This window comes from Catellatospora sp. NPDC049133 (assembly GCF_040648455.1).
Classification (GTDB): Bacteria; Actinomycetota; Actinomycetes; order Mycobacteriales; family Micromonosporaceae; genus Catellatospora; species Catellatospora aurea.
In genome coordinates this window covers 1-11,883 of record NZ_JBEZDT010000010.1, presented here as the reverse complement: position 1 = coordinate 11,883, position 11,883 = coordinate 1, and the positions used below count along the sequence as shown (strand labels likewise).

The window sequence follows — 11,883 nt, the reverse complement described above, 5'->3', positions numbered from 1 at the left end:
TTGTGGCAGGGACGCGCCGTCGAACCTTGCCATAAGTTCATGATCAACGCGGGTGGGGGTCAGCAGGAGCCGAGGTTGGTGGTGCGGGTGACGCGGAGGGTGGTGAGGGGGGTGACCGGTGGGTTGTCGACGGCGTACGGCGTGCCGTCGTGTTTGCGGAACTCGACGACGGCCTGCACGGACATCGGGACCAGGACCAGGTTGAAGTCCTTGCCGGCGTCGCCGGGCGCGCCGATCACCACCCGGTCGGCCCGCCACGCGTCGCCGTCGAAGGTGATGATCTTCTCCCAGTAGTACTTGCTGTCGCCGGGGACCTGGATGAACAGCCCGACCTCCCGGCCGGGCGGTTTGGTGCCGTACCCGGTGAGGTCCGCGCACTGCGGCACCTGTGTGGCGCTGGTCAGTTGGAAGGCGACCGGCGACGGGGAGGCCGAGGGCGAAGCGGCCGGTGGCGGGGACGAGCCGGTGACCGTGGGGGAGTCGTCGGGCAGCAGCCGGTCCAGCAGCGCGGGGGTCACGCCGATGAGGGCGGCCAGCACGACGCCGAGGAAGGTCCACTGGGCGGCGCCCCAGGAACGGCGGGTCCGGGTGTTCTCCGGTGCAGACATCCTTTGTGGATACCGCACGCGGGCAAGGCGCGCCATCGCCCGCGTGCGGGAGACCGGATCAGCGCAGTGTCGCCTCGGCCAGGATCGTCGGGGAGCCGCCGTCCCATGAGCCGGTGAGCGTGAGCCCGCCGCCGGCGGTGGAGCCGAGCACGCGGTGCACGGTCAGGTCGACGGTGGCGGTGGTGATGCGGGTGGGGTCGCCGTCGGTGTTCTGCTCGATCGGGCCGACCGTCGGGACGGCCGTGCCCGGGGCGCCGCTGCCGCGCAGCGTCATCGCCGGGGCGCGCTTCTCCTGCCGGCCGTCGGCGTCGACGAACTCCTCGGCCTCGCCGCCGCCGGTGAGGATGGCGGTGGCCAGGGCCTGGAGGTACACCGGGTCGCCGGTGGCGTCGTACACCCAGCGCTTGCCGAGCACGGAGTGCTCGGTGGTGCCGACGAGCCACGGCTCGCCGCCGGGCAGCGGCGCGCCCCGGTAGGTGAGCGGGACGTGCAGCACCGGGCCGTCGCCGGCCTGGACCAGGATCGTCTCGACGCCGACCTCGCCGTCGGGGTCGTCGAAGCGGCATGCGGCCACCCGTTGCACGCCCGGCTGCGCCGGTCCCTGGTACCAGGGACGGGTGGGCAGCCAGGAGTCGATCAGTTCGAGCTTGGTCGGCTTGATGTCCGCGCGGTACAGAAGTGCCATGTCCGGCATCGTAGACGCCCGGCCGGGCCGGTCGGCGAGGCCGTTTCGGGCGCGACCAGGCCGGACGAGGGGGACACGGCGATCCGGCCGGGATCGGCGAAGCGGGCACCGGGCGTACGCCCGGCTTGTAGGTTCGATGGGTGGCCACCCTGCTGACGGTGAGCGTAGGCCTGCCCAAGGATGTCGACTGGCGCGGGCGCACCGTGCACACCGGGGTGTGGAAACGGCCTGTGGACGGCCCGGTGATGCTGCGGCGGCTCAACCTGGACGGCGACGGCCAGGGCGATCTCGGCGGCCACGGCGGCGAGCAGCGTGCGGTGCTGGTGTACCAGCGGGACTCCTACCGATACTGGGCGAAGGTGCTGGGCCGCGACGACCTCGTGCCCGGCCAGTTCGGCGAGAACTTCACCGTGGACGGGCTGCCCGACGACGAGGTGTGCGTCGGCGACCGCTACCGCGTGGGCGGGGCCGTCGTGGAGGTGACCCAGCCGCGAGTGACCTGCTACCGCGTCGGGATGCGGATGAACGAGCCGCGGATGGCGGCGCTGATGGTCGCGCACCACCGGCCCGGCTTCTATCTGCGGGTGATCACCGAAGGGCTGGTGCAGGCGGGCGACGAGATCGTGAAGCTGTCGACCGGGCCCGAGGCGATGACCGTGGCGGAACTCGACGCCCTGCTGTACCTGCCGGGCCACTCCCGCGCCGACGCCGCGCGGGCGCTGAGCATCCCGGCGCTCAGTCCGGGCTGGCAGGCCTCCATGCGGGGCCTGCTCGACCAGGCCGATGGGCAGGAGGGCAACGCCGGGCTGGAGACGGCCGCCGCGCCGCCCGCGTGGACCGGGTTCCGGCCGCTGACCGTCACCGCACTGGACGAGGAGACGCGGGACGTGTTCTCGCTGCACCTGGCTGCCGCCGACGGGTCACCGCTGCCCGCGGCGCTGCCGGGCCAGTTCCTGACGCTGCGGCTGCCCGGCCCCGGCGGGCCGCTGGTGCGCAGCTACTCGTTGTCGGGCACCCCCGGCGACGCGGTGTACCGGATCAGCGTGAAGCAGGAGCCGCACGGCGCGGCGGGGACGTACCTGCGCGCCAACGCCCGCCCCGGGCTGGTCGTCGAGGTCGCGGCGCCCCGCGGCACGTTCACGCTGGAATCCGGCGACGGGCCGGTGCTGCTGCTGTCGGCGGGCATCGGGGCCACGCCGGTGCTGGCGATGCTGCACGCCCTGGTCGCGTCGCAGCCGGACCGCGCGGTGTGGTGGGTGCACGGGGCGCGCGACGGCAGCGAGCACGTCTTCGCCGCGGAGAGCCGGGAACTGCTCGCCGGGCTGCCGCACGCGCACGTGCACATCTGCTACAGCCGGCCCGCCCCGCAGGACCGGCCGGACCGCGACTTCACCAGCGCCGGGCGGATCACCGCCGCCGTGCTGCGCGGGCTCGGCCTGCCGCCGGACACGTCGGCCTACCTGTGTGGGCCGACGGAGTTCATGCAGGACGTCACCGCCGAACTCGGCGCGCTGGGGCTCGACGCGGGCCGGGTGCACAGCGAGCTGTTCGGCGCGCAGGCGGGCCTGACGCCCGGCATCGCCGCCGCGCCGGTCCGTCCGCCGCACGCGCCGGAGGGCGCGCCGGGTCCGGGTCCGGCGGTGTCCTTCGTCCGCAGCGGGCTGACCGTGCCGTGGAGCCCGGCGTACGCCAGCCTGCTCGAATTCGCCGAGGCGTGCGACGTGCCGGTGCGCTGGTCCTGCCGGACCGGGGTGTGCCACACCTGCGTGAGCGGCCTGCTGTCGGGGCAGGTGGCGTACTCGCCCGAGCCCGTCGAGGAGCCCGGCGACGGCAACCTGCTGATCTGCTGCTCCGAGCCGACCTCAGAGCTCGCCCTCGACCTGTGACGCGGCGGCCCGTGCGTCCGGCCTGAAGTGCCGGAGCCGGAGCGGGTCAGAACGACTTGAAGCTGCGGATCGGCATGCGGGGGCCGTACTTCGGCGCGCCGATGCCGGAGGCCTCGATGAGGTGGCAGACCCGGCCGCGGTGCCCGGCGAACGGGGCGAGCAACTCCAGCATCCGCGCGTCGGTGCCCCGGGGCTCCCCGGCCAGGGCGTAGCAGACGAAGTTCGGCAGGTGGAAGTCGCCGACGCTGACCGCGTCGGGGTCGCCGAAGACGACGGCCGCCGTCTCGGCCGCCGTCCACGGGCCGATGCCCCGGATGGTCAGCAGGTGCGCGGTGAGGGCGGCGCTGTCGGGGCGGCGTTCCAGCCGGCCGGCCTGGGCGGCGACCCGCCGCAGCGTGTCGGCCCGGCGCTGCTCCAGGCCCAGCGGATGGAACTCGTAGTACGGCGTGGCGGCGACGACCTCCGGGTCGGGCGGCAGCCACAGGTTCTCCACCGGGCCGGGGGCCTTCGTGCCGAGCTTGCGCACGATCGCCGAGTACGCGCGGTACGCCTCGGTGCCGGTGACCTTCTGCTCGCACACCGCCCGCAGCAGCCGGGGGAACGCCAGGCGCGTCGCGGGCAGGCGCAGGCCGGCGTGCTCGCGGGCGAGCCGGGCGACGAGCGGGTGCGCCTTCGACAACGCGGCGAACCCGGTGACGTCGTCACGCAGCCCGGCGATGGCGTCGGCCCGCTCGGCCAGCCAGCCGGCGCCCTCGCCGTACGCCTCGACGTGCAGGAACCCGCCGGCGGCGCGCAGCGCCAGGCTGCCCGGACCCTCGGGGGTCCGGGCAGCCAGCCAGTAGACGCCGTCGACCCAGCGTGAGCAGGGATCGTGCCGGCCGAGGCTGAGCTGGGCGAGCGTGCCGGCGATGTCGTATCGCTCAGGCAGCTCGTGTCGCTCGGTCACGGCATCGAATCTGCCACGCTCAGGCGGCCAGCCACAGTGCGGGGGTGGTGGCGGGCTCCCAGCCGGTCAGCGAGGTGTGTGCCTGCCGGCAGGTGTAAACGACACCCTGGTAGGTCACCTTGGCGCCGGTGGTGTAGGCGACGTTGGGCGCCCAGGCCGGGTAGGAACCGGTCGGGCTGGCGCTCGGCGAGGCCGACGGGGACGCGCTGGGCGACCTGCTCGGCGACGGCGACGTGCTGGGAGACGCGCTGGGCGAGGCGCTGGGGGACGTGCTCGGCGAGGCGGACGGCGACGGGACGGTGCCGCCGATCACCACGTCGGCGCACGAGTAGAACGCCTCCGGACTGTCCGAGCGCTGCCAGATCATGTAGATCAGGTGGCGGCCGGGGTGCCCGGACGGGATCGTGCCGGACAGGTTGTAGTAGCCGTCGGTCACCGCCGGGTTGGTGACGGTCAAAAACGGGCTGGCCTCCAGGTCGCCCCAGCGCAGCGGGGTGGTTGGCTGGTAGCCGGGCCGGGTGACGTAAAGCTGCCAGGTGCCCAGGTGCGGGGCGGTGGCGCGGACCCGGAAGTTGTACGCCCCGGACGCGGGCAGCGTGGTGGTCGGCCAGTCGCCGCGACCGAGGTCGAGCCCGGCGTACTTGCTGCGGTTGGCGCTGCACAGCTTGCCGTCGGGGATGATGCTGCGGTGCTGCCCGGCGGCGTTGGCGATGTTCACCTCGTTCCAGTCGTACAGCGGCTGGGTGCCGCCGAGCGCGACGACGGCCTTGCAGGCGTCGGTGTCGGGCGACTCGGGGCCTTCCAGGTAACACGTGTAGACGCGGCTGGCGGGCGTGACCATCGTCCCGTGGCTCGCCGCTGGCGTGATCAGGGTGACCACGGCGAGGGTCGGGGCGAGGACCAGGACCGTCGTGGCGAGGGCAGCGCGGGTTGCGGCGCGCATGCGTTCCACCTCTCTGTGGAAGTATTCCAATAAGGAAACTTTACTAAGAGATGAATTTACGCCTCACGTCCACGGCGATCAATGGCCGTGTCCGTACCGTTGCCGTGGCTCAGGCGGTGGTGCGCTGGGCGGCCAGGGCCAGCGAGCGGTGCAGGAGCTTGCCGTCGCCGAGCAGGTGGCGCAGCTTCTTCTCCAGCCCGGCGATGGGCACCAGATTCTGCGGGGCGCGCGGGTCCTTGTACGGCAGGGAGGCGAAGCGGGGAATCGTCGCCGTGGACAGCTCGGCCAGCGCGACGGCCTGGTGCTCGGGCACCTCGGCCGAGCACTCGACGCGCACGATGCCCGCCCACGGGGAGCTGCCGCCGTGCGGCAGGCGCAGATACCAGGTGAGCCGCTCGTACACGCCGGTGATCCGGAACACCGGGGTGCGCTGCGCGGGTTGGAGCGCGGCCACCACGCTGATCAGGCGATCGGGCAGGTACTGCTTCTGCTGGGTCTTGATGTAGCCCAGGGTGCGCGGCAGCGCGTCGCGGCTGCGCAGCGGCCCGTCCACGATCAGCAGATCGCCGTCCTCGCGCAGCTGCCGGGACACCTCGATCTCCAGCTCGGTGAGGGCCCCCTGCAGGCGGTTCGACAGGTCCTTCTCGTCCGCGTTCAGGACGGTCTCGGCGCGGTAGCGGGCCGCCTGCCCCGCGTCGACGTCGGAGGGCTGCTCGGCTGCGGTGAACAGGGTGCGTTCCACCTTCACGCCGGTGACGCTGGCTCCGGTCGAGCGCTCGCAGCGCACCACCCCTGCCGCGTAAGAGCTGGCCAGGCCGGGGCGGGTCACCCCGTCGTGGTCCTCGATCCACAGCCGGGCGTCGGTGCGGCGCACGCCGTCGACGAGCAGCACCACGTCGGGCGCGCGTACGCCCGGCGGGGTCTCCAGGGGTCGCCAGTCCGCCGCCGGCAGCTCGATCTCGGGGTCGAGCTTGGCACTGCTGGCCTCGGCCGGCCCGCGCTCCGCGCCGTCGAGACTGGCGCCGAAGCCGGGATCCCAGGCGTCCACATGGAACTTCATGAGATCTGTCTACCAGCTCTCGTCTATCCGACCCGCTCCACGCGGGCCGTACGGGCGTCCTTGCTGATCTCGAACCGGACCGGGATGCGCTCGGCCAGCGCCTGGACGTGCGTCACCACCCCGACCATGCGATCGCCGGTGGCAGCGAGGTTCTCCAGCGTCGCGGCGACGGTGTCCAGGGTGGACGCGTCCAATGTGCCAAAACCCTCGTCGAGCATGATGGACTCCAGGCTCGCCGTCGGCGACAGGCCGCCGAGCTGGTCCGCCAGCGCGAGTGCGAGTGCCAGCGAGGCCTGGAACGTCTCGCCGCCCGACAGCGTGCGCACCGTGCGCCGCAGCCCGGCGTCGTGGTGGTCGACCACGAAGAACTCGCGGTCCTCGTGGATCAGGTCGTACTGCCCACCGGACAGCTCGCGCAGAATCGCCGACGCCCCGTCCACTAGCGCGTCCAGCGCCTCCTGCAGCAGCCACGCCTCGAAGTTGTTGGCCCGCAGGTGGTTGGCCAGCGCCGTGGCCACCTGCCGGTCGGTCTCGACCACGGCCCGCTGCGCCCGCAGCGCCTCGGCCTGGGCGCGCCGTTCCAGCAGCGTGTCCCGGGCGGCGGCCATGCGTTCCACGGTCACCGCGGCGGCCCGCTGGTGCTCCCCGGCACCGGGCCGGGGCAGTTCGGCCGCGGCGAACAGCTCGTCCAGCCGGTGCACCAGCCCGGCCGCGTGCTCGCGGGCCTGGGCCAGCCGGCCCCGCTCGCCGTCACGCGCGGTCAACGCGGCGGCGGCCTGCTCCCGGGCCCAGCCGTCGAGGGCGCGCCACGCGGCGGCGAGATCGTCGCGGTCGGCGGCGGGCGGGACCAGCGCGGTCACCGTGTCACGGGCCGCGTCGAACGAGCGCCAGCCCGCCGACAGCCGGTCCTGGGCCTGCTGGGCGAAGCCGGCGGACTGCCGCTGCGCCTCCCGCGCCGCCCGCAGTGCCGTGGTCGCCATGGCCAGCTCGCGGCGCAGCGCCTCGGCGGCGGTCAGCTGCTCGCGCAACTTCGGCACCGGGGCCGCCCCGTGCAACACCCGGGCGACCTCGGCGGCCCGCACCGCCAGCTGCTCGCGCTGCGCGGACGCCTTCGCGTGCCGGACGCTCGCCTCGTTGACTTTGCGATCCAGCTGCTCCCGACCGGCACGGGCGGCGGCCACGGCCTGCTCGGCCTGCTCGACGACCTTCTTCGCAGCGGTCATCGCGGGCTGGTCGGGCATCGCGGGCACGGTCGCCACGTGCTGGGTGCAGACCGGGCAGGCGTGTCCCGCCTTCAGGTCCCGGCGCAGCCAGGCGGCCCGGTCGGAGGTCTGCGCGGCCTGCAGCGCCTGCTGCGCCTCGGCCAGCGCCCGCTCGGCCTGCGCCTGGCGGGCCACCGCGGTCTGCTGCGCGCCGAGCGCGGAGTCGTGCAGCTGCTGCGCCTGCGACGCGGCGGCGTCAAGTTCGGACAGCTGGGTGGCCAGGCGCGAGTTCTCGGCGTGCGCCTCCAGCAGGCCGCGCAGCACCGTCGGGTCGGCGGCGGCCTCCAGCTGGGCGCGCACCTTCTCCTCGGACTCCTCGGCGGCGCCGACCGCGATCGCGGCGTCCTGCGCGGCGGCCGCGGCGTCACGGGCGGTCTGCGCCAGCGTGGTCACCCCGGCGGGCGCGGCGACCGCGGTGAGCAGGCGCAGCCGCTGCTCGGCGGCGGTCGCCTCGGCACTGACCTGCTCGACCCGGCGCTGCGCCTCGACCAGCTCCGGCAGCGCGGCGTCGACGTCGGCGGCCAGCACGCGAGCCTGCTCCACGCGAACCTCGGCGGCCTCGATCGCCTCGTCGGAAGCGGCGGCGGTCAGCTCCTTCAGCACCGGCTCGGTCGCGGCCAGCTTGCCGTTGGCCTCGGTGACCAGCACACCGGCCTTCTCCCGGATCTTGTCGTAGACGTCCAGGCCGAGCAGGCGGACCAGGATCTCCTGCCGCTCCGCGGGCCGGGCGTGCAGGAACGCGGCGAATTCGCCCTGCGGCAGCACCACACACTTGATGAACTGGTCGTACGGCAGCCCGACCACGTCCGCGACCGCGTGGTCCAGCTCGCCCGGCGTGCCCGCGAGGGCCTCACCCAGCTCGTCGAGCAGGTCCTCGCCGTCCAGGCTGGACGCGTCGAAGCCCGGAGTGAGCGCCTGCAGCCCCGCGGCCCGGGTCGCGGTCCGGCCCTTGCCGTCGCGTCGCACCACCCGCGTCGCCGCGTACCGGGTGCCGCCGGCCTCGAAGATGAGCCGCACCGCGGCCTCGGTGGCCGACGGGGCCAGCGCGTGCGCGACGCTGCGGCCGCCGCCCCAGCGCGGGGCCGTGCCGTAGAGGGCGAAGCAGATCGCGTCGAGCAGCGTCGACTTGCCCGACCCGGTGGGGCCGACCAGCGCGAAGAAGTCGCAGTCGGTCAGGTCGACGGTGGTCGGCTCCCGGAACACGGTGAACCCGCGCAGATCCAGCCGCAGCGGCCTCATGCCATGACCTCCCTCGTGATGACACCGCACCGCGAACCCGGCGCGCCGGCGGCGGCCCGCCCGTCGGCCCTGCCGCGTCCGGCGGCGTCGGCCCGTGGCTCGCTCATCCGGCGACCTCCGTGTAGAGGCGGTCGAACAGGTTCTTGGTCGCGGTGTCCTCGTGGCCGCGGTGGGTCAGGTAGTCCGAGAACAGCTCCGGGGCGCTGCGGCCCGAGCGCTGCGGCCGGGCGGAGCGGGTCGCCGCGTCGGGCAGCATCGACGGGTCGACCCGGATCTCCAGCGCCCGCGGGTACAGCTCCTGCACCTGCTCGCGCAGCCCGGCCCGGGGCGGCTCGGCGACGTACACCCGCAGCCAGGCGTCGTCTTCGGCCTGTGCCTCGGCCTGCGCGGTCAGCTCCTCCAGCGTGCCGCGCAGCGTGCGCAGCGGCGTGACGCTGGGCAGCTCCACGATGCGGGCCTGCGCCGACGTCTGGGCGGTCACCTCGACGATGGTCACGCTGGGGCGGTTCTCCTGCTCGCCGAAGTCCACCGCGATCGGCGAGCCGCTGTAACGGACCGGGCACGCCCCGGGCAGCAGCTGCGCCCGGTGCAGGTGGCCCAGCGCCACATAGTGGGCGTTGCTCGGGAACACCGACGACGGCACGGCGTAGCCGAGGATGCAGTGCGCGTCGCGCTCGCCGCCACCCATGGTCCCGCCGACCACGGTCAGGTGCGCCGTGAGCAGGTTGACGGTGTTCGGTTCGCCGAACGCCTGCTCGGCCAGCCGCGCCATCAGCCGCGCCAGGTGATCGGCGTAGGTCGCCTGCGCCTGCGCCTCGGTCAGGTCGAACATCTCCAGCGCGCGCACCGCGTACCGCTGGGACAGGAACGGCAGCGCGACGCAGCGCCACGCCTCGCCGCTCTTGGTCGTGCCGGACACGATGTGGTCGGCCGGGTTCTCGCTGATCCGGCCGCGCAGGCTGATTCCTGCCGCGTCGGCCCAGGAGCGCAGCGCGTCCAGCGCCGCGCCGTTGTCGTGGTTGCCGGCGATCGCGACGACCTCGGCCCCGGTGGCGCGCAGCGCGCTCAGCGCCCGGGTCACGATCTTCGTGGCCTCCGGCGACGGCGCGGCCACGTCGAACAGGTCGCCGGCGACGATGACGAGGTCGGGCTGCTCGGCCTTCGCGATCTGGACCACCGCGTGCAGCGCCGCGATCTGCTCCCCGGTGCGGGAGCGGCCCTTGAGCACCTTGCCGACATGCCAGTCGGAGGTGTGCAGAATCCGCATCGTCAGTCCTCGCCTCAGAAGGGGATCTCGTCGTCGGCCAAACCGTTGCGCGCGCCCGAGCCGACCACCGCGAACGGGTCGGTGGCGCTGACCATGCTGGCCAGCGTCGCCCGGGGCGCGGGTCCGGCCTCGCCGGGCCGGGTCGCCCAGGCCGGGAACGGGAACTCCACCGCCAGCGGCACCGGGATCTCCGGCTGGCCGACGAACATGGTGCCCGGCTTGGCCAGCAGCACCCGCTGGCGCTGCGCGGGCGGCAGGAAGCCGTACTCCGGGCGGCCGGCCTCGGCCGGGTCCAGCCGGCCGACGACGCGGATCGCCGAGTTCGCGACGATGCGCCGCTCCACCTCCGAGGCGGTCTGCTGCGCGCCGATCAGCACCACACCCAGCGAACGGCCGCGCTCGGCGATGTCGAGCAGGACGTCCTTGATCGGGCTGGAGCCGTCACGGGGCGCGTACTTGTTCAGCTCGTCGAGCACCACGAACAGCAGCGGCTTGGCCGTGCCCGCCTTCTCCTTGCGCTCGAACTCGGTCTTCAGCGTCACACCGACCACGAAGCGCTGCGCCCGGTCCGGCAGGTTGTGCAGGTCGACCACGGTGACCTGCGAGCTCTCCGCGGTGGAGATGCTGTGCGCGCGGCGCTCCGGCAGGTCGCCGCGGATCAGCCGGCCCAGGTCGCGCTTGCTGTTGATCAGCCGACGGGCGAACGCGTTGACCGTGGCGACGCCGATGGAGCTGCCCGCCCACTGGCCCCGGGTGTCCTCGTCGTTGAGCTGCTCGACGAGGTGGTCGACGAACTGCTCGTAGCTGTTGATCCGGAAGCCGTCCAGGGTGATGCCGCCGTCGCTGGGCACCGCGTGCTTTGCCAGGTGCGCGGTGACCGAGTGCACCACCATCGTGTACTGCTGCCGCTCGTCGTCGGCGTCGGCGAACACGTACGGCAGCAGCCGGTCGGCGCAGAACTGGGCCAGCGTCCAGTAGAACGGGTCCACGCCGGTGAGCCGGCTGGCCACGTCGGGGCTGCCCGTCGGGTCCCCGGCCCGGGCCGGGGCGAACACGCTGACCTGCGGGAAGGGCGCGGCCTCCAGGCCGAGCTTGTGGTACTGCGCGCGGGTGCGCTCGTCCAGACGGGTGTTCTGGTGGTCGAGGAACAGCAGGTCCTCGCCCTTGACGTTGAAGATGAGCGCCTTGGTGTTGACCGCGTCGCCGCCGAAGACGCCCGAGCGGAACACCGAGTAGAGCAGGAAGGTCGCGAAGCTGGTCTTCGTCGCCACGCCCGAGATGCCCGAGATGGAGACGTGTGCGCCCCGGCTGCCGTCGAGGAAGTCGGCGTTGAGGTAGACCGGGGCTCCGTCGCGGCCGGTGCCGATGGGCAGGCGGCGGTGCATGCGGTCGAACGACAGCGCGCTGTCGCGGGACTCGCCCTGGGCCCGGAAGGCGACCGCGCCGGGCAGCGGCGGCACGTACACCTCGGGCTCGACCCGGGTGACCGTGACCTCGGCCGCCTCCTGGACCTGCGCGGGCAGCATGCCCTCGGCGATGGCGAACACGTCGGAGTCGAAGCTCGCGCCCTCGTGGCGGGCCCGCACGCTGGTCACCACCCCGGCGATGGTGACCATGCCGATGTCGGGCAGCGGCCGCTGGGTCACCACCACGTCGTCCAGCTGCAGGTATGACCCCTCGGCGACCGCGACCCAGAAGGTCAGCGGACTCGCGTCCTCGGTGCCCAGCACCCGCCCGACCGGCGTTCCCGGCTGCTCCTCGCTCACCCGACGAACCCTAGCGGTCACCAACGACAAAGCCACCGTTCCGAGCCCTTCGCAGTGACCGGTGCCGCTCCCCGTGTCGCCACCACGACATCTGCTGGCGCCGATCTCGCGCGCGGCGCGGGCCGGTCATGATCGCCGTCGTCGGGCGAGAAGTGAGGTCTGACTGCGGGCGCTGGCCGCCTCCGGCATCGGCGGCGGCTTGATGCTGCTGGTGGCGCTGA

9 protein-coding genes are annotated in these 11,883 nt (G+C 73.6%); 1 reads left to right on the top strand and 8 read right to left on the bottom strand.

Translation table 11 applies throughout. The features are described from left to right. Positions 1-59 precede the first annotated feature (59 nt). Complete coding sequence (locus tag AB0B35_RS13170; RefSeq protein WP_361044503.1) at positions 60-608, bottom strand: hypothetical protein; 549 nt, start codon at positions 606-608, stop codon at positions 60-62. A gap of 58 nt (positions 609-666) precedes the next feature. Continuing rightward, positions 667-1,293: a hypothetical protein gene (locus AB0B35_RS13165; RefSeq protein WP_361044501.1), complete on the bottom strand. Its 627-nt coding sequence runs from the start codon at positions 1,291-1,293 to the stop codon at positions 667-669. 140 nt (positions 1,294-1,433) lie between these two features. Between AB0B35_RS13165 and AB0B35_RS13160 the strand changes: the two genes are divergently transcribed. Further along, positions 1,434-3,179, top strand: a complete 1,746-nt coding sequence (locus tag AB0B35_RS13160) for an MOSC and FAD-binding oxidoreductase domain-containing protein (RefSeq protein ID WP_361044498.1) — start codon at positions 1,434-1,436, stop codon at positions 3,177-3,179. Positions 3,180-3,225: 46 nt separating this feature from the next. Here AB0B35_RS13160 and AB0B35_RS13155 read toward each other — a convergent pair whose 3' ends face one another. The 6 genes from AB0B35_RS13155 to AB0B35_RS13130 form a co-directional block, all read right to left on the bottom strand. After that, positions 3,226-4,125: a DNA-3-methyladenine glycosylase 2 family protein gene (locus tag AB0B35_RS13155; RefSeq protein WP_361044496.1), complete on the bottom strand. Its 900-nt coding sequence runs from the start codon at positions 4,123-4,125 to the stop codon at positions 3,226-3,228. 19 nt (positions 4,126-4,144) lie between these two features. After that, on the bottom strand, positions 4,145-5,068 hold the full coding sequence (locus AB0B35_RS13150) for a lytic polysaccharide monooxygenase (RefSeq protein WP_361044493.1): 924 nt from the start codon (positions 5,066-5,068) through the stop codon (positions 4,145-4,147). 109 nt (positions 5,069-5,177) lie between these two features. Then, positions 5,178-6,128, bottom strand: coding sequence for a hypothetical protein (locus tag AB0B35_RS13145; protein ID WP_361044491.1), 951 nt, complete (start codon positions 6,126-6,128; stop codon positions 5,178-5,180). 23 nt (positions 6,129-6,151) lie between these two features. Further along, entirely contained in the window at positions 6,152-8,629 is a 2,478-nt protein-coding gene (locus AB0B35_RS13140) for an SMC family ATPase (protein WP_361044488.1), read from the bottom strand. 103 nt (positions 8,630-8,732) lie between these two features. Further along, positions 8,733-9,896 carry an exonuclease SbcCD subunit D gene (locus tag AB0B35_RS13135; RefSeq protein ID WP_361044486.1) on the bottom strand — a complete coding sequence of 388 codons (1,164 nt, stop codon included), beginning with the start codon at positions 9,894-9,896 and terminating at the stop codon, positions 8,733-8,735. A gap of 14 nt (positions 9,897-9,910) precedes the next feature. Then, the gene (locus tag AB0B35_RS13130) at positions 9,911-11,683 is read right to left on the bottom strand and encodes an ATP-binding protein (protein WP_360529656.1); all 1,773 of its coding nucleotides are present in this window, start codon (positions 11,681-11,683) and stop codon (positions 9,911-9,913) included. Between the last annotated feature and the right edge of the window lie 200 nt (positions 11,684-11,883).

Coding starts and splice junctions, on each gene's coding strand:
- AB0B35_RS13140 (WP_361044488.1), bottom strand. CDS start 8,629: ATGAGGCCGCTGCGGCTGGATCTGCGCGGGTTCACCGTGTTCCGGGAG.
- AB0B35_RS13150 (WP_361044493.1), bottom strand. CDS start 5,068: ATGCGCGCCGCAACCCGCGCTGCCCTCGCCACGACGGTCCTGGTCCTC.
- AB0B35_RS13170 (WP_361044503.1), bottom strand. CDS start 608: ATGTCTGCACCGGAGAACACCCGGACCCGCCGTTCCTGGGGCGCCGCC.
- AB0B35_RS13165 (WP_361044501.1), bottom strand. CDS start 1,293: ATGGCACTTCTGTACCGCGCGGACATCAAGCCGACCAAGCTCGAACTG.
- AB0B35_RS13145 (WP_361044491.1), bottom strand. CDS start 6,128: ATGAAGTTCCATGTGGACGCCTGGGATCCCGGCTTCGGCGCCAGTCTC.
- AB0B35_RS13135 (WP_361044486.1), bottom strand. CDS start 9,896: ATGCGGATTCTGCACACCTCCGACTGGCATGTCGGCAAGGTGCTCAAG.